The sequence below is a fragment of the Variovorax ureilyticus genome (genome assembly GCF_037889935.1).
Lineage (GTDB): Bacteria > Pseudomonadota > Gammaproteobacteria > Burkholderiales > Burkholderiaceae_C > Variovorax > Variovorax ureilyticus.
In genome coordinates this window covers 307,619-324,303 of sequence record NZ_JBBKZU010000003.1, presented here as the reverse complement: position 1 = coordinate 324,303, position 16,685 = coordinate 307,619, and the positions used below count along the sequence as shown (strand labels likewise).

Annotated in this window: 14 protein-coding genes; 11 read left to right on the top strand and 3 right to left on the bottom strand. The window is 68.0% G+C overall.

Going from position 1 to position 16,685, the window contains the following annotated elements; all coding sequences use genetic code 11:
* The first annotated feature begins 12 nt into the window (after positions 1-12).
* The 7 genes from WKW77_RS08940 (at position 13) to WKW77_RS08910 (ending at position 9,092) form a co-directional block, all read left to right on the top strand.
* The gene (locus WKW77_RS08940) at positions 13-687 is read left to right on the top strand and encodes a TetR/AcrR family transcriptional regulator (RefSeq protein ID WP_340356709.1); all 675 of its coding nucleotides are present in this window, start codon (positions 13-15) and stop codon (positions 685-687) included.
* On the top strand, positions 684-1,871 hold the full coding sequence (locus WKW77_RS08935; RefSeq protein ID WP_340356502.1) for an efflux RND transporter periplasmic adaptor subunit: 1,188 nt from the start codon (positions 684-686) through the stop codon (positions 1,869-1,871). The genes WKW77_RS08940 and WKW77_RS08935 overlap by 4 nt, the downstream gene beginning before the upstream one ends.
* A gap of 14 nt (positions 1,872-1,885) precedes the next feature.
* Positions 1,886-5,116: an efflux RND transporter permease subunit gene (locus WKW77_RS08930; protein ID WP_340356501.1), complete on the top strand. Its 3,231-nt coding sequence runs from the start codon at positions 1,886-1,888 to the stop codon at positions 5,114-5,116.
* Positions 5,117-5,135: 19 nt separating this feature from the next.
* Positions 5,136-5,822 (top strand): protein-L-isoaspartate O-methyltransferase family protein, encoded by a 687-nt coding sequence (locus tag WKW77_RS08925; protein WP_340356500.1) that lies wholly within the window; start codon positions 5,136-5,138, stop codon positions 5,820-5,822.
* A 16-nt stretch (positions 5,823-5,838) separates the two neighbouring features.
* Complete coding sequence (locus WKW77_RS08920) at positions 5,839-6,174, top strand: rhodanese-like domain-containing protein (protein WP_340356499.1); 336 nt, start codon at positions 5,839-5,841, stop codon at positions 6,172-6,174.
* Positions 6,175-6,314: 140 nt separating this feature from the next.
* On the top strand, positions 6,315-7,844 hold the full coding sequence (locus WKW77_RS08915; protein ID WP_340356498.1) for a TolC family outer membrane protein: 1,530 nt from the start codon (positions 6,315-6,317) through the stop codon (positions 7,842-7,844).
* A 186-nt stretch (positions 7,845-8,030) separates the two neighbouring features.
* The gene (locus tag WKW77_RS08910) at positions 8,031-9,092 is read left to right on the top strand and encodes an autotransporter outer membrane beta-barrel domain-containing protein (RefSeq protein ID WP_340356497.1); all 1,062 of its coding nucleotides are present in this window, start codon (positions 8,031-8,033) and stop codon (positions 9,090-9,092) included.
* Positions 9,093-9,096: 4 nt separating this feature from the next.
* On the opposite strand, the gene WKW77_RS08905 is transcribed toward WKW77_RS08910, so the two are convergent.
* Together WKW77_RS08905 and WKW77_RS08900 are read right to left on the bottom strand one after the other, a co-directional pair.
* Positions 9,097-10,470, bottom strand: coding sequence for a 3-deoxy-D-manno-octulosonic acid transferase (locus WKW77_RS08905; protein ID WP_340356496.1), 1,374 nt, complete (start codon positions 10,468-10,470; stop codon positions 9,097-9,099).
* Positions 10,471-10,642: 172 nt separating this feature from the next.
* Complete coding sequence (locus WKW77_RS08900) at positions 10,643-12,025, bottom strand: phosphomannomutase/phosphoglucomutase (protein WP_340356495.1); 1,383 nt, start codon at positions 12,023-12,025, stop codon at positions 10,643-10,645.
* 110 nt (positions 12,026-12,135) lie between these two features.
* Here WKW77_RS08900 and WKW77_RS08895 point away from each other — a divergent pair, with 110 nt between their 5' ends.
* From WKW77_RS08895 to WKW77_RS08885, 3 genes are read left to right on the top strand one after another with little or no spacing between them, the layout of a single operon-like run.
* Positions 12,136-13,689 carry an AlkA N-terminal domain-containing protein gene (locus WKW77_RS08895; RefSeq protein WP_340356494.1) on the top strand — a complete coding sequence of 518 codons (1,554 nt, stop codon included), beginning with the start codon at positions 12,136-12,138 and terminating at the stop codon, positions 13,687-13,689.
* A gap of 14 nt (positions 13,690-13,703) precedes the next feature.
* Entirely contained in the window at positions 13,704-14,204 is a 501-nt protein-coding gene (locus tag WKW77_RS08890; RefSeq protein WP_340356493.1) for a methylated-DNA--[protein]-cysteine S-methyltransferase, read from the top strand.
* Positions 14,201-15,172: a DMT family transporter gene (locus WKW77_RS08885; protein WP_340356492.1), complete on the top strand. Its 972-nt coding sequence runs from the start codon at positions 14,201-14,203 to the stop codon at positions 15,170-15,172. The genes WKW77_RS08890 and WKW77_RS08885 overlap by 4 nt, the downstream gene beginning before the upstream one ends.
* Here WKW77_RS08885 and WKW77_RS08880 read toward each other — a convergent pair.
* Positions 15,125-15,868, bottom strand: a complete 744-nt coding sequence (locus WKW77_RS08880; protein WP_340356491.1) for a DUF1345 domain-containing protein — start codon at positions 15,866-15,868, stop codon at positions 15,125-15,127. The two genes, WKW77_RS08885 and WKW77_RS08880, sit on opposite strands and share 48 nt — an antisense overlap.
* Positions 15,869-15,949: 81 nt before the next feature.
* Between WKW77_RS08880 and WKW77_RS08875 the strand changes: the two genes are divergently transcribed.
* Positions 15,950-16,681: a c-type cytochrome gene (locus WKW77_RS08875; RefSeq protein WP_340356490.1), complete on the top strand. Its 732-nt coding sequence runs from the start codon at positions 15,950-15,952 to the stop codon at positions 16,679-16,681.
* Positions 16,682-16,685: the final 4 nt, after the last annotated feature.

Sequence of the window (16,685 nt, the reverse complement as noted above, 5' to 3'; positions counted from 1 at the left end):
TCATTAACTCCCATGCCAGCGCCCCGATTCCTCAGCGACAAGATCTGCACCGTGCGCGCCAAGCGCGAACGTCGCAAGGAAGCCCGTCCCGGCGAATTGCTCGAAGCGGCGCTCGATCTCTTCGTCGAAAAAGGCTTCGCGGCAACCCGTTCGGAGGAAGTCGCCGCCCGGGCCGGCGTCTCCAAGGGCACCCTCTTCCTTTACTTCCCGAGCAAGGAAGAGCTGTTCAAGGCGGTCGTCGTCGAGAACCTCGCCGGCCGCTTCACCGAATGGAACCGCGAGTTCGACGAGTTCGAAGGATCCACCATCGACATGCTGCGCTACTGCATGCGCATCTGGTGGGAGCGCGTCGGATCGACCAAGGCGTCCGGCCTCACCAAGCTCATGCTCAGCGAAGGCCGCAATTTTCCCGAACTGGCGGAGTTCTACCGGCGCGAGGTGGTCAAGCCGGGGCACACGCTGCTGCGGCGAATCATCCGGCGCGGCGTCGACAGCGGCGAATTCGCGCCGGTCGACGTGGACAACGCCATCTATGCCGTCATCTCACCCATGATCTTTCTGATGCTGTGGAAGCATTCCGCGCCCATTTGTGTCGACGGAGAATCCGACATCGATCCGGAAAAGTACCTCGCGATCCAGACTGACATCGTGCTCAATGGGCTCTGCAAGTCCAAGGCGGCGGCATGAAGCGCTCCATCAAATGGGTCGTCGTGGCCCTCATCCTCGTTCTCGTGATCGGCGGGGTGCTGCGTGCCATCGGTGCGCGCAGGGCACACCAGGCGGCCGCCGCGGCCAGTGCCAAGCCTGCCGAAACCCTGATCGAGCTTTCGGCCGCGGACGTGGTCCGCGCCAAGCGGCGCGAGCTGGCCGAGACGCTCCCCGTCTCCGGCACGCTCCGGGCAGTCGATTCCGCGCAGCTCAAGGCGCGTGTTGCGGGCGAGCTCATCGGCCTCACGGTGCGCGAAGGCGACACGGTCAAGGCCGGGCAGGTGATCGCGCGCATCGATCCGATCGAATTCCACTCGCGCATGCGGCAGGCGCAGGAGCAGGCCGATTCGGCGCGCGCCCAGGCAGAGGTCGCGCAGCGCAACTACGACAACAACCGGGCGCTGGTGGACCAGGGCTTCATCTCGCGCACCGCGCTCGACACCTCGCAATCGAACCTCAATGCCGCGCTGGCGACGCATCGCGCCGCCCTTGCGGCCGTGGACGTGATGCGCAAGTCGCTCGACGACACGGTGCTCAAGAGCCCCATCAACGGACAGGTGTCGCAGCGCTTCGCGCAGCCCGGCGAGCGCGTGGGCATCGACGCCAAGGTGATCGAGGTGGTCGACCTCAGCCGCATCGAGGTCGAAGCCACGCTGGCCGCCGCCGACTCGGTTGCGGTGCGTGTCGGACAGCGCGCGACGCTGCAGATCGAAGGCGGAGGCGCGCTCGACCCCAAGAGCGGTGAACGCAGCGTTGGTGCGACGGTGGTGCGCGTGAACCCCACGGCGCAGGCGGGCAGCCGTAGCGTGCTCGTCTACCTCGAACTCGACCGCAGCACCGGCTTCCGCCAGGGGCTGTTCGCGCAGGGTTCGATCGACGTGGGCCGCACCGACACGCTCGCCCTGCCGTTGACGGCGGTGCGCACCGACAAGCCCGCGCCCTACGTCCAGCTCGTGACCGAAGGGCGCATCGTCCACCGCCAGGTCGAGACCGGACTGCGTGGACAGGCCAACGGCCAGACCATGATCGCGGTGCGCGGCATCGACGAAGGTGCCGTGGTCGTGGCCGGCAGCGTCGGTACCCTGCGCGACGGCACCGCGGTGCGCCTCGCCCCGGTGGCGGCCAGCGGCGGCACGCCGGCAGCGGCCCGTTCCGCGCCCTGAGCGACGAGAGCGCCATGTGGTTCACCCGCGTCAGTCTGAAAAACCCCGTCTTCGCGACGATGCTCATGCTCGCGCTGGTCGTGCTGGGGGCGTTCTCGTACCAGCGTCTGCAAGTCGACCAGTTCCCGAACATCGACTTTCCGGTGGTGGTGGTCATCACCGAATACCCCGGCGCCTCGCCCGAGATCGTCGAGAGCGAAGTGACGAAAAAGGTCGAGGAAGGCGTCAACTCGATCGCCGGCATCAATGCCCTCACCTCGCGCAGCTATGAGGGCCAGTCGGTCGTCATCATCGAATTCCAGCTCTACGTCGACGGGCGCAAGGCGGCCGATGACGTGCGCGAGAAGGTCGCGTCGGTGCGGCCGCTCTTCCGCGATGAGGTGAAGGAACCGCGCGTGCTGCGCTTCGACCCGGCATCGCGCGCGGTATGGTCGGTGGCGGTGCTGCCCGAGGGGGAGAAAAACAATCGACCGAGCGCGGTCGAACTCACGAACTGGGCCGACCAGGTGCTCAAGAAACGCCTAGAGAACGTCCGCGGCGTCGGCTCGGTCACGCTGGTCGGCGGCACAAAGCGCGAGATCAACATCTACCTCAATCCGCAGGCGATGGAAGCCTTCGGCGTGAGCGCCACGCAGGTGGTCGATGCGGTGCGCAACGAGAACCAGGCCCTGCCGGTGGGCTCGGTGCGCTCGCTCGAGCAGGACCGCGTGGTGCAGGTCGACGCGCGCATGGAGCGCCCCGAGGACTTCGGCCGCATCATCATCACCCGCAAGGGCGGCGCGCCGATCCGCGTGGACCAGGTCGCCACCGTGAAGGACGGCGCGCAGGAACTCGACAGCCTCGCGCTCTACAACGGCGAGCGCACGCTGCTGTTGTCGGTGCAGAAGGCGCAGGACGAGAACACCATCCAGGTGGTGGACGGCCTGACCAGGGCCATCGCCGAGATCCAGCCGCAACTACCGGCAGGCGTGAAGCTCCAGCCGATCGCCGATGCGTCGCGCCCCATCCGCGTCGCGGTGCAGAACGTGAGGCAGACACTGATCGAAGGCGCGGCGCTCACCGTGCTGATCGTGTTCCTGTTCCTGAACTCATGGCGTTCGACCGTCATCACCGGCCTGACGCTGCCGATCGCCCTGATCGGCACCTTCTGGTTCATGGCCATGTTCGGCTTCACGATCAACATGGTCACGCTGATGGCGCTGTCGCTGTGCGTGGGCCTCCTGATCGACGACGCGATCGTGGTGCGCGAGAACATCGTGCGGCATGTGCAGATGGGCAAGGCGCCCTATGCGGCATCGCTCGACGGCACGCAGGAAATCGGCCTCGCGGTGCTGGCGACCACGCTGTCGATCGTCGCGGTGTTCCTGCCGATCGGCTTCATGGAAGGGATCATCGGCAAGTTCTTCCACGAGTTCGGCATCACCATCGTCGCGGCGGTGATGATCTCGATGTTCGTGAGCTTCACGCTCGATCCGATGATGTCGAGCATCTGGCACGACCCCGCGATCGACCGGCACGGCAAGCGCGGGCCGCCGGTCACCCTCTATGACAAGACCATCGGCCGCGTGACCGGCTGGTTCGATGCGGCCACCGAGCGGCTCGCCGAGGCCTACCAGTCGATCCTGCGCTGGTCGCTCAAACACAAGCTGGCAACCGTGTTCGCATCGATCGGCATCTTCGTCGGCAGCATCTTCATGGTGCCGCTGCTGGGCACCGAGTTCGTGCCGAAGGCGGACTTTTCGGAAACCACGATCAGCTTCTACACGCCTGTCGGCTCTGCCCTCGAGGTCACCGAAGCCAAGGCGCGGCAGGTCGAAGCCGTGCTGCGCGAGATGCCGGAGGTGCGCTACACGCTCACCACCATCAACACCGGCGACGCACAGGGCAAGATGTACGCGAGCATCTATGTGCGGCTGGTCGACCGCAGGGCGCGCACGCGCAGCGTCGACCAGATGTCGAGCGTGCTGCGCGAAAAGCTGCGGACGATCCCCGGCATCACCGTCACGCACGTGGGCCTGCGCGACTCGGTCGGCGGCAACAAGCAGATCGAGTTCTCGCTGCAGGGCACCGACCTCAAGGAACTGGAACGGCTCACTCAGCAGGTGCTCGACGCGGTGCGTCCGATCGGGGGACTGGTCGATCTCGACACCAGCCAGAAACCGAACAAGCCCACGGTGAGCGTCGTGGTGCGGCGCGACGCGGCGTCGGACATGGGCCTTGGCGTCGCGCCGATCGCCGCCTCGCTGCGCACGCTGGTGGCCGGCACGACCGTCGGCAACTGGCGCGCGCCGGACGACCAGACCTACGACGTCAACGTGCGCCTCGCGCCGGAAGTGCGCAATTCGCCCCAGGACCTCGCACGGCTGCCCTTCATCAGCACCGCGATGGGCGCCAACGCCGACGGATCGAGCCGCATCGTGCGCCTCGCGCAGGTGGCCGACGTCCGGGAATCCACCGGCCCGAACCAGATCAACCGGCGCGCGCTCTCGCGCGAGGTCGCGATCACCGCCAATGTCGACGGACGCTCGGCCGGCGAGGTCTCGGCCGACATCCGCAAAGCGCTCGCCGGCATCGCCTTTCCGCCCGGATATGGCTGGCAGTTCAGCGGCTCGACCAAGAACATGCAGGAGTCCTTCGGCTATGCGGTCTCGGCGCTCGCGCTCGCGATCATCTTCATCTACATGATCCTGGCCAGCCAGTTCAAGAGCTTCCTGCAACCGATGGCGCTCATGACCTCGCTGCCGCTCACGCTGATCGGGGTGGTGCTGGCGCTGCTGTTGTTCGGCTCGACGCTCTCGATGTTCTCGATCATCGGCATCGTGATGCTCATGGGCCTCGTGACCAAGAACGCCATCCTGCTGGTGGATTTCGCGATCCGGGCGCGCGAACCCGGCGTCGACGACCAGGGCAACGCAGTGCCGGGCCTGCCGCGCTCCGAAGCCCTGCTGCTGGCCGCCCGCGTGCGGCTGCGCCCGATCCTCATGACCACGCTGGCGATGATCTTCGGCATGGTGCCGCTGGCCTTCGCGATCAGCGAGGGCTCCGAGCAGCGCGCGCCGATGGGCCAGGCGGTGATCGGCGGCGTCATCACCTCCTCGCTGCTGACGCTGGTCGTGGTGCCGGTCGTCTACTGCTACATGGACGACCTCGCGAACTGGGCGCGCCGCAAGTGGAACCGGCAGCCCAAGGCAGCCTCCGTCATGGGGGCGCCGGATGCGGCCTCTAAAATTGAAGGTTTGTCCTGAGCCCCACTAGGAAAAGCACATGAACGCCACCCCTGATCTGGAGCACCTTCGCTTCAACATGATCGAACAGCAGATCCGCCCCTGGGATGTGCTCGATTTCGAGATCCTCGACGTCCTCGCCAAGATCCGCCGCGAGGACTACGTGCCCGCCGCGCATCGCGGGCTCGCCTTCTTCGACATGGAGATTCCGCTCGAGGACGTCGCCACGGCACGCGAGCCCGGCCAGTGCATGCTTTCCCCGAAAGTGGAAGCGCGCATGCTGCAGGACCTGCACATCCAGAAGCACGAGACCGTGCTCGAGATCGGCACCGGCTCCGGCTTCATGGCCGCCCTGCTCGCGCAACGTGCCGCACAAGTGCTGACGCTCGAGATCGATTCCAAGCTGGCCGCTACCGCGGCCGAGACCCTGCGCCGCAACGGCGTGATGAACGTCGAAGTGCGCCACGCCGACGGCGCGCAGCCGCTCGCCAGCGGTCCGACCTTCGACGTGATCGTCCTCAGCGGCTCCGTCGCACGCATTCCGCAGGGCCTGCTCGGTTCGCTGAAGATGGGCGGCCGCCTCGCGGCCATCGTCGGCGACGAGCCGATGATGCGCGCCCACTTCGTCACCCGCGTCGGCGAAGGCAAGTGGGACACGGTGCAGCCGTGGGACACGGTCGCACCGCGCCTCTTGAACTTCCCGGAGCCCTCGCGCTTCAACTTCTGATCCGCCCACTTATTCCATGATCGATCAAATCCGCCCGGCCGACGTTGCCGACTGGTTCGCCAGGAACCCGAGCGCGACGCCGGTCGTGCTGGACGTGCGTGAACCCTGGGAACTGCAGACCGCCAGCGTCGTCCCCAAGGGCTTCACGCTCGCGACGATCCCGATGAACGAGATCCCGGCCCGCATCTCGGAGCTGAACGTCGACCAGCGCATCGCGTGCCTGTGCCACCACGGCGCACGCAGCCAGCGCGTGGCGGCCTTCCTGGCGCAGAACGGCTTCACCGAGGTCGCGAACATCGCCGGCGGGATCGATGCGTGGTCGGTGCACGATTCTTCCGTTCCAAAGTACTGATGCTCGCCCCCAGGCTGCGCGCACTTCGTGTCGCTTCGCCAACCCCCTACCGGGGGCAACACCAGCGGCCCGGCGAAGCCGGTTCCGCGGTGTTCCTGGCCTAAATAACAAAACCAAGCTACTGACTTCAAGGACGATTCATGCCCGTTCCCAGGCCTCTTCCCCTTTCGGCAGCTCTCGCGGCGATGTTCGCCACTGCGCTTGCGCTGCCGGCTCACGGCCAGAGCCTGATCGATCTGTATGAATCGGCGCGCGGGTACGACGCGACCTACCAGGGCGCGCTCGCGCAGTACGACGCCAGCGTGGCGCGGGCCGCGCAGGCCAAGGCGGGGATCCTTCCGCAGGTCGGGCTGTCGGCGAATGCGACTTCGACCGAGCAGGAGCTTTCGACCGCCAACGCGAGCATCCGCCGAGCCCTTCCGTCGCAGACGGCCGGCGTCAACGCGACGCAGCCTCTGTACCGACCCGCCAACTGGGCCGCGTACGAGCAGAGCAAGCGGCAGGTCGACATCGCCCAGGACACGCTCACGATCGCCGAGCAGGACCTGATCGTTCGCGTCAGCCAGGCTTATTTCGACGTGCTGTCGAGCCAGGACACACTGGCGCTCGTGCGCGCGCAGAAGGTCGCGACCGCCGAGCAGCTGGCTTCGGCCAAGCGCAACTTCGAGGTCGGCACCTCCACCATCACCGACCAGCGCGAAGCGCAGGCCCGCTACGACCTCGTCGTCGCACAGGAGATCGCGGCCGAGAACGACCTGCAGGTCAAGAAGATCGCGCTCGACCAGCTCGTCGGCCGGCCGGGCACCAATCCGACCCCGCTGGCGGCGCCGGTGCTGCTGCCGCCGGTGCTCCCGGCGGACATGGAGGCCTGGGTCTCGCAGGCGGACGCGACGCACCCGGCGATCCAGCAGGCACGGCTCGGCGTCGAAGTGGCTTCGCTCGAAGTCGACAAGGCGCGCGCCGGCCACAAGCCGACGCTCGACGCGCAGCTCGGCTACAACGCGACGAACAACCCGCAGGGCACCACCACCAGCACCTCGACCGGCCGCGTGAACGTGCGCGCCGCGAGCATCGGGGTGGTGTTCAACCTGCCGCTCTTCGCCGGCTTCGCGACCGAGAACCGGATCAAGGAGACCCTGGCCCTCGAGGAGCAGTCGCGCCAGTCGCTCGAATCGACGCGCCGCAGCGTCTCGCAGGCCACGCGGTCGGCCTATCTCGGGCTGGTTTCCGGTGCCGGGCAGGTCAAGGCGCTCGAAGCCGCCGAATCCTCGAGCCAGAGCGCCCTGGACGCCAACCGGCTGGGCTACCAGGTCGGCGTGCGCATCAACATCGACGTGCTGAATTCGCAAAGCCAGCTGTTCCAGACGAAGCGCGATCTCGCGGTGGCCCGCTACAACGTGCTGGTGGGCAACCTCAAGCTTCGGCAGGCCAACGGCTCGCTCAAGCAGGACGATCTGCAGGCCATCAACAACACGCTGGCGACCAACGGCCCGCCGAGCAGCAACAGCGCCGCATCGCCCGACCGGCCTTCGGCGGCGACGCAGAGCCCGGTTCCGGTGCCTCCCACCCAGCCCTTCGCGCCCCCGGCGTCGCAGGCGCCGCCGGTCAATCCGCAAGGCCAAGGCGCGCCCCTGCCGCCCCCGACGATCGTCCCCCCGCCGACCCGCTGATTTCTCGAATCGCCTCCGCACATCGACGGGGGCTGGCTTCGGCCGCCGATCCGACGCAGAATGTCCGCGGGCTGATCCGTTTCCTGACGGTTCTTACAAATCGCCGGACTTGCCTGATGGGGGTACACCATGCGTTGGGTGCTGACACGCAAGGCGGAAAAAATTGGGGAGAAGTTGTGGCGACCCGTGCTGCCGCGGGCCGTCGCGACGGTGTTTTGCGCCGGCAGCTATGCGGTCTTCGCCCAGTGCGGCCCGCCTTCCGCCGGATCGACGAGCCTTTGCGCACCGAGCCGCCCGCCCCTGGCGGCGGCGTATCTCGGCGATCAGCAGACCTCCGGCATCCTTTTTCTTCATTCGCTCGACGAGCGCTGGGGCGATTCGTCGCGCAGCAATGGCCAGACGCTCGGCGACGGCTCCGCCGCGCGGCCGCTCACGATGCGCGTGGCGGGCCAGGGGCCGGGTTCGACCCTGGGCGGGATGAGTTTAAGGACCGACACCCGAACCGGCGCCGCCCGCTTCGGCGGCGATGCGAGCCAGTGGTCGCTTTTCAACACCACCGACAAGCTGCATCTGGGGGCCATGGGCGGCTACGGTTTTGGCCAGGGTAGCGCCGCCGCTCCTGGCAACGCCTTCGACACGACGGGCCGCGGCAGCAGCGGCAGTGCGGGCGTGTACAGCACCTGGTATCAGGACGACCGCTCACGCCTGGGCTGGTACACCGACGTGTATGGCCAGGTCGCCTGGATGGACAACAGCGCCGAAACCCCCTGGGTCAATCGCACGAACTACGCGTCGAACGCCGGGGTTGCATCCGCGGAGGCCGGCTACTCGTTGCAGTTGGGCGACGGCAGCCCCTGGACCATCAGGCCGCAGGGTCAATTGATCTACCTGCGCAGCAACAATTACAACCTCGCGGATACACAGTTCACCACCGTCGATGGCATGCGGCGCAGCGGATGGATGTCGCGGGTGGGCGTGCGCGTGCAGCCTGAAGGCCTCCAGGCCTGGGGCATGAAGCTGCGCCCGTTCGCTGCGGCGAACTGGTGGCATGACGAGTCGAACGCAGAGGTCATCGCCAATACCTACTCGTCCAGCACGCTCTACCCGAGCAATCGATACGAACTGAAGACCGGCGTCAACGTCGACGTTTCGCCGGGCATGGCCGCCTGGGGCGACCTCGGCATGCAATGGGGCCAGCAGTCCTATCAGGCGTGGACGGTGCGCGCCGGCATGCGGTACGCCTGGTAGGGCTTCAGTCGAGCCTCGGCTCGGTACGCTCTTCCGGGGGCACCGGCGCCGCTTCCATGGCCACGGCGTTTTCTGCGATCGCCAGCAGCGCGGCGGCCGTGCGTTCGGCCGCACCGCGATTGGACGACGCGAACGCCACCGCCGCCTGGGCCATCGCGTCGCGCCGCTCCGTCTTTTCGACCAGCTTGAGCGCCGCGGTCACGGCATGCTCCATGTCGGGCACGCGCATCGACGCGCCCGCCGCCAGCGACAGCTCGGCTGCCTCCGCGAAGTTGAAGGTCGACGGCCCCATGATCACCGGACAACCGCACGCGGCCGCCTCGATCAGGTTCTGGCCGCCGAGCGCCTCGAAGCTGCCGCCGAGCAGCGCCGCGTCCGCCAGGCCGTAGTACAGCGCCATTTCGCCCAGCGAGTCGCCGAGCCAGATCTCGGACTCCGTCGGCGCACCGGCGGCACTGCGCCGGGCCACGGTGAAGCCGTTGGATTCGATGAGCGCCGCGACCTCGTCGAACCGCTGCGGATGCCGCGGCACGATCATCCACTGCACGTCGTGCACCCGCTTGACGATCGATTGCACCCCTTCGCGCTCCGGCGGAACCGGCGCCAGTGCGCCGAAGCGCTTGAGCACGTCGAGCAGTTGCTGCTCCTCGCCATCGCGCGAGCTCGCGAACACGATCACCGGCCGCGGCAGCTGCGCGCGCAGCTTGGCGGCCCCCGCAAGCTGCCGCGCATCGGGCGTGGCGTCGAACTTGAGATTGCCGAAGATGCCCGACACCTTCGCGCCCAGCGACACCAGCCGGTGCGAATCGGCCTCCGTCTGCGCCCAGACTGCCGCCAGCGATGAATAGGCGGGCCGCGCCAGCCAGGCCAGGCGCTCGGCGCCGGCCAGCGACTTCTCGTTCAGGCGGGCGTTGGCCAGCACCAGCGGGATGTGGCGTTCCGCGCAGGCGGCCGTCATCTCGGGCCAGACCTCGGTTTCCATCAGCACGCCGATGCGGGGCCGGAAGCGGTCGAGAAAACGCGCGACCGCGTCGGGCGAATCCCACGGCTGCCACACCTGCAGATCGCCGGGTTCGAGCAGCTTGGCGCCCTCCTCCCGCCCCGTTGCCGTGCCGTTGGTCAGCAGGATCGGAATGCCCGGCATCTGGCGGCGCAGTTCGGCGATCAGGATGCCGGCCGCGCGCGCCTCTCCGAGCGACACCGCATGGATCCAGCACCAGCCGGTCCCCTGCGCCGAGTCGTCGTAGTGGCCGAAGCGTTCTTCCACGGCCACCGCGTAGCCGGGCTCGGCCACCGCTCGGCGGCGCAACTTGCGGCGCACCAGCGGCTTGGCCATCGTCGTGAAGGCGCCGTAGAGGCGCAGCAGCAGCGATCGCATATTCAAAATCTCCCCCAGGCTTCGCGCACTTCGTGTCGCTGCGCCAACCCCCTCTCCGGGGGCGCACCCAGCGGCCCGGCAAAGCCGGTTCCGCAGGTGCCCTGGGCCGGGCTGCGCAGTTTCATGCGTCGCGGGCGGCGTACAGCGCAGCGGGCAACTGAACAGGTTTCATTCAGTGCGCGGCCTCGGCCAGGGTCGCATCGGGCTTCACGCGCTTGAGCAAGGCCAGCATCTCGCCCTCAATGCGCTCGAGCGCGGCCTGCGTATGGCCTTCGAAGCGCAAGACCAGCACCGGCGTCGTGTTGGACGCGCGGATGAGACCGAAGCCGTCCGGCCAGTCCACGCGCAATCCGTCGATGGTCGAGACCTGGGCCGGCGCGTCGAACTTCGCCGTCTTCACCAATTGGTCGACGACGCCATGCGGCTCGCCTTCGGCGCACTTCACGTTGAGCTCGGGTGTCGAGAAGCTGGTCGGCAGCGCGTTGAGCACCTCGCTCGCGTTCGGGCTCTTGCTGAGGATTTCGAGCAGTCGGCAACCCGCATAGGTGCCGTCGTCGAAGCCGAACCAGCGCTCCTTGAAGAAGATGTGACCGCTCATCTCGCCGCCGAGCGGCGAGGCGATTTCCTTCATCTTGGCCTTGATGAGCGAATGGCCGGTCTTGTAGATCATCGGCTTGCCGCCCGCGGCCTCGATGGCCGGGCCGAGGCGCTGCGAGCACTTGACGTCGTAGATGATGGTCGCGCCCGGCACGCGCGAAAGCACATCCTGCGCGAACAGCACCATCTGCCGATCCGGAAAGATGTTGCTGCCGTCCTTGGTGACGATGCCCAGACGGTCCCCGTCGCCGTCGAAGGCCAGGCCCAGTTCGGCGTCGCCGGCCTTCAGGGCCGCGATCAGGTCGCGCAGGTTCTCGGGCTTGCTGGGATCGGGATGGTGATTGGGAAAGTCGCCGTCGACCTCGCTGAAGAGCTCGGTCACTTCGCAGCCGAGCGCACGCAGGATCGCCGGCGCCGACGCGCCCGCGATGCCGTTGCCCGAATCCACCACGATCTTGAGCGGCCGTGCGAGCTTGACATCGCTGGTGATGCGCTGGGTATAGGCCTCGGTCACGTCGACCTTGCGCACGCTGCCCCCGGGCGCGAGCGTGGCGCTGTCGACTTCCATCACCTTGCGCAGATTCTGGATCTCGTCGCCATAGATGGCGCGGCCGGCGAGCACCATCTTGAAGCCGTTGTAGTCCTTGGGGTTGTGGCTGCCCGTCACCTGGATCCCGCTGGTGCACAGCGTATGCGCCGCGAAGTACAGCATCGGCGTGGTCACCGCGCCGACGTCGATGACTTCGATGCCGGTAGCGACCAGGCCCTTGATCAGCGCCTCTGAAAGCGAGGGCCCCGACAGGCGTCCGTCACGCCCGACGGCCACGGCCTTCTCGCCGGCGGCCCGCGCCGCGCTTCCGAAGGCCTTGCCGAGCGCTTCGGCGACTTCCGGGTTGAGGGTCGAGGGGACGACCCCGCGAATGTCGTAGGCCTTGAAGATCGATGCGCTGAGCTGCATGAAAAGCTACCCCTGAAGTTCACAAATGAAGACGATTGTAGGCATGGCCTTTGGCAGCCAGATGTCCGAAAACGGCTACTCTTGACGAGGGCCAGCCGTATCATGCGGGCATGTCTTCCCCGGATTCCACTCAAGGACTCGAGAGCGACGCCTGCTATCTGGCGATGAAGGCACACGATGCGCGCTTCGACGGCTCGTTCTTCACCGGCGTGACTTCCACCGGCGTCTATTGCCGGCCGGTGTGCCGCGTGAAGCTGCCGCGGCGCGAGAACTGCCGCTTCTTCCGCCATGCGGCGCAGGCCGAGGCCGCCGGATTCCGCCCCTGCCTGCGGTGTCGCCCCGAACTCGCGCCGCGCGCAGCGAGTTGGTCGACCGAGGACGCCTCGCGCATCCTGGCGCTGCAGGCGGCACGGCTCATCGACGAACCGGACGCCTGGGCCGAGGACGGCCCAGGGGCGGCGCGCATCGCCGCACGTCTGGGCGTGAGCGACCGGCACCTGCGCCGGATCTTCGAATCGCAGTTCGGGGTCTCGCCGCTGCAATACCTCCAAACGCGGCGCCTGCTCGCGGCGAAGCAGCTGATCGCCGACACCCGGCTTCCGATGACGCAGGTCGCGCTCGCGAGCGGGTTTTCGAGCGTGCGCCGCTTCAATGCGGCCTTCCTCGCGCACTACGGGCTGAATCCCAGCGCACTGCGGCGCGCGGGTGCCTCGAGCGGCAGTCGCGTGGACGAAAGCATCGAGGTCCGGCTCGGCTTCCGCCCGCCCTACGACAGTGGCGCGATGCTGGATTTCTTCGCGCGGCGCGCCCTGCGCGGCGTCGAGGTCGCCGGCGCCCATCGGGGTGTGCCGGAGTTCGCGCGCACGCTGCGCGTCACGCACGGCGGCCATACCCTGCAGGGCTGGCTGCGGCTTCGCTTCGACACGCAGCGCGAGCAGGTCGTGCTGCGCGTGGGCGATTCGCTCGCGACGGTGCTGCCGATCGTGATCAGCCGCGTGCGCGCAATGCTCGATCTCGATGCCGACCCGATGGCGATCAATACCGCCCTGCATGAGAGCTTTCCGCACGGCGACGGCATGCGCGTGCCCGGGACAGCCGACGGCTTCGAGCTCGCGGTGCGGGCGGTGCTTGGGCAACAGATCACCGTCGCGGCGGCGCGCACGCTGGGCTCGCGCCTGGTGCAGACCTTCGGTGAGCCGATCATCACTCCGATCGAAGGGCTGGACCGGCTCTTTCCGACGCCCGCCGCCATCGCCGTCGCCAGCAGCGATGCGCTCGGCCAGCTCGGCATCGTGCGACAGCGGCAAGCCGCGCTCTTCGCGGTCGCACGCGAGATCATCGACGGGCGGCTGGCGCTGCATCCGGGCGCAGACGTCCCGAAGACGATCGCGACGCTGCAATCGTTGCCCGGCATCGGCGACTGGACCGCGCAGTACATCGCCATGCGCGCGCTGCGCTGGCCCGATGCCTTCCCGGCCGGCGACGTGGCGCTGCAGAAGGCGCTCGGCGTGACGACGGCGCGCGCCGCGACCGAAGCATCGCTCGCCTGGCGGCCATGGCGCGGCTACGCGGTGCTGCGCGCGTGGTACAGCCCCGCACCTTCGCCAGGCGTCGCGACGGAGGCCGTCACCTCGTCCGCCCCACTTGCGCCCTTGCCGGCGTGACCGGATTCATCACCATGAAATTCAAGAGTTCCACCATCCACACCCTGCATTTCGACAGCGCGCTCGGCAGGATCACGCTGGCAGCGACGGACCGGGGCCTCGCCGGCGTCTGGTTCGACCGGCAGCGCCACTCGCCCGACATGACGGGCTGGCAACGCAACGACGACCATCCGGTGCTGCGCGAGGCGGCCAGGCAACTCGACGACTACTTCGCCGGTCGCCGGCAGCATTTCGATCTGCCGCTCGATCTCTCGCACGGCACCGCATTCCAGCAATCGGTGTGGCGCGCGCTGCTCGCGATTCCGACCGGACAGACCACCAGCTACGGCGCGGTCAGCGCCGGCGTCGGCAGGCCGGCAGCGGTGCGCGCCGTCGGGGCGGCGGTGGGCCGCAATCCGATCAGCGTGATCGTCCCGTGCCATCGCGTGCTGGGCTCGGACGGTTCGCTCACCGGCTATGCCGGCGGACTCGAGCGCAAGAGCGCGCTGCTCGAACTCGAGGGCGCCCATCCATGAGCGACGTCGAATACGCGGCCAACGAGACAGTCCCCGCCAAGACATCGCCTTCCGCATCGACAGCGCCGGCAGCCAACCGGCGCTGGCTGGTCGATCTGCTGCTGCTGGCCGCCCTGTGGGGGGCCTCCTTCCTGTTCATGCGCATCGGCGCGGCCGAATTCGGCGCCTTGCCGACGGCTGCGGTGCGCGTGGCGATCGCGACGGTCTTCCTGCTGCCGCTGCTCGTGTTGCGCGGCCAATGGTCGTCGTTCCGCCAATATTGGAAGCCGGCGCTCGGCATTGGCGTGCTCAATTCGGGCATGCCCTTCGCCTTCTTCGCCTTCGCGCTGCTGACGATCAACAGCGGACTCGCGGCGGTGCTCAACGCCACCGTGCCGATGTTCGGCGCGCTCGTCGCATGGGCATGGTTCGGCGACCGGCCGGACCGCTCGCGCATCGTCGGACTGGTGATCGGCTTCATCGGGGTCGCGATGCTGGCGGGGCGTGGCGCGGGCTTGCATTCGGGCGCCGACGAAGGTGCCGCGCGATGGGCCATCGCGGCATGCCTCGCAGCGTGCGTCTGCTATGCCTTCGCGGCGAGCCTCACGCGCAAGCATCTCGTCGGCGTGCCCGCGCTCGCGACCGCCGCAGGCAGCCAGATCGGCGCCACGCTCGCGCTGGCGGTGCCGGCGCTCTGGCTCTGGCCCGTCCAGATGCCGAGCCTGCGGGCATGGCTGGCACTGGCGGCGGTGGGGATCGCGTGCACCGGGCTGGCCTATATCCTGTTCTTTCGGCTGATCGAGAACGCGGGACCGGCACGCGCCTTGACCGTGACCTTCCTGGTGCCGGTCTTCGCGGTGTTCTATGGCGCCGTGTTCCTCGGCGAGGAGATCACGCAGTGGATGCTGATCTGCGCCGTGGTGATCGTGTGCGGCGTCGCGCTATCGACAGGTCTTGTCAGGCTCGGCGGCGGAACACGCGGCGCCTGAGCCGCACGATGGCGACGACGAGCCCTGCATGGCCGAGGCCACCACGTTGATCGACAAGGCCAGCACGAGCATGTTGAAGGCGAACGACAGGACGCCGTGGACCAGGGTGATCCGCCGCATCTCGCGCGAGAGCACCTGAACGTCCGACACCTGCGAGGTCATGCCGACCACGAAGCTGTAGTAGAGGAAGTCGAAGTAGTCCGGCTCGGCCTCGCCCGGAAAGTCGAGACCCGCCACATGCCCGTCCTTCTCGCCGGGTTCCGCCTGGTAGTAGCGGTGCGCGTAGTGGAATGCGTAGATGGTGTGGATCAGCAGCCACGAACATGCGAGCGCCAGCAAGCCAAGCGCGATGTGTCCGAGGCGCTGCGTACCGCACAACTGCGGCACGCGCTGCAGGAGCATCCCGATCACGATCACGCTGACGCCGACGGCGATCAGCATCACCGCAAGAATCGACGCGCGGGGCTGGTCGAGGGCCTGGGCCCGGCGCCGGGTGCCTTGCGCGTCGGAGACTTCCGCCAGCCACCAAGCCGGCAGGAGATACGTCGCCGCACCGACGCACCAGCCGATCAGGCCGCACGCAATGCCATCGAGCCGCGATGACGGAAACCGGAGCCCGAAGCCCACGGCAAGGCCCACCAGCGCGCCGCACAGCAGACGCTGCCAGCCGGTCATCATCTCGAAGCGTGTGCGCATGCGGCCACTGTAGCGCGCCCGTTCTTCTGTGCGCCGCGCGGGGCTGTCGCGATTCCCGTCCGCGGGTTACGCTCCGCACGAATGAAGAAGAACCCACGATCCCTGCGCCACCTGGGCACGGCGGCCCTGCTTGCCGCCTGCGCATTGGCGGCGACACCGGGCCTCGCCGCACCGCCGCCGGGGCGTGTTCCCGACACCATCGAGCAGCGCGTGGCCGCCTGCATTGCATGCCACGGCCGCGAAGGTTCGAGCACCGAGGCAGGCTACTTCCCGCGCCTCTCGGGCAAGCCGGCGGCGTATCTCTTCAACCAGCTGCAAAGCTTCCGCGACGGACGGCGCCTGAACTCCGACATGACGCACATGGTGCGGCACATGTCCGACGCCTACCTGCATGAGATCGCCGACTATTTCGCGTCGATCCAGCTGCCCTACCCCGCCCCGCCCCGCACCACCGATGCGACGCCGGAGATGCTCGCGCGCGGCAAGGCGCTGGTATTCGAAGGCGATCCGGGCCGCAACATCCCGGCCTGCGTGCGCTGCCATGGAGAGGCGCTGACCGGTGTGCTGCCGGGCATCCCCGCACTCGTGGGCCTGCCGCGGCTCTACCTTTCGTCGCAACTCGGCGCGTGGCTCACCGACGACCGCCACGCACTCGCGCCCGACTGCATGACGGAGGTCGGACGCAAGCTCACCGCCGCCGACATCAACGCGGTCGCGAGCTGGCTCGCGATGCAGCCCGTGCCCGCGGACCCCAAGCCCATCGCCGCACCGCCGAGCCCGGTGCCGATGGCCTGCAGCGCGCTCAACAACTGAGCCC

What these genes read in the sequence shown, in the direction of transcription:
- WKW77_RS08940 (WP_340356709.1), top strand. Translation starts at nt 13, where the DNA reads ATGCCAGCGCCCCGATTCCTCAGCGACAAGATCTGCACCGTGCGCGCC.
- WKW77_RS08935 (WP_340356502.1), top strand. Translation starts at nt 684, where the DNA reads ATGAAGCGCTCCATCAAATGGGTCGTCGTGGCCCTCATCCTCGTTCTC.
- WKW77_RS08930 (WP_340356501.1), top strand. Translation starts at nt 1,886, where the DNA reads ATGTGGTTCACCCGCGTCAGTCTGAAAAACCCCGTCTTCGCGACGATG.
- WKW77_RS08925 (WP_340356500.1), top strand. Translation starts at nt 5,136, where the DNA reads ATGAACGCCACCCCTGATCTGGAGCACCTTCGCTTCAACATGATCGAA.
- WKW77_RS08920 (WP_340356499.1), top strand. Translation starts at nt 5,839, where the DNA reads ATGATCGATCAAATCCGCCCGGCCGACGTTGCCGACTGGTTCGCCAGG.
- WKW77_RS08915 (WP_340356498.1), top strand. Translation starts at nt 6,315, where the DNA reads ATGCCCGTTCCCAGGCCTCTTCCCCTTTCGGCAGCTCTCGCGGCGATG.
- WKW77_RS08905 (WP_340356496.1), bottom strand. Translation starts at nt 10,470, where the DNA reads ATGCGATCGCTGCTGCTGCGCCTCTACGGCGCCTTCACGACGATGGCC.
- WKW77_RS08900 (WP_340356495.1), bottom strand. Translation starts at nt 12,025, where the DNA reads ATGCAGCTCAGCGCATCGATCTTCAAGGCCTACGACATTCGCGGGGTC.
- WKW77_RS08895 (WP_340356494.1), top strand. Translation starts at nt 12,136, where the DNA reads ATGTCTTCCCCGGATTCCACTCAAGGACTCGAGAGCGACGCCTGCTAT.
- WKW77_RS08890 (WP_340356493.1), top strand. Translation starts at nt 13,704, where the DNA reads ATGAAATTCAAGAGTTCCACCATCCACACCCTGCATTTCGACAGCGCG.
- WKW77_RS08885 (WP_340356492.1), top strand. Translation starts at nt 14,201, where the DNA reads ATGAGCGACGTCGAATACGCGGCCAACGAGACAGTCCCCGCCAAGACA.
- WKW77_RS08880 (WP_340356491.1), bottom strand. Translation starts at nt 15,868, where the DNA reads ATGCGCACACGCTTCGAGATGATGACCGGCTGGCAGCGTCTGCTGTGC.
- WKW77_RS08875 (WP_340356490.1), top strand. Translation starts at nt 15,950, where the DNA reads ATGAAGAAGAACCCACGATCCCTGCGCCACCTGGGCACGGCGGCCCTG.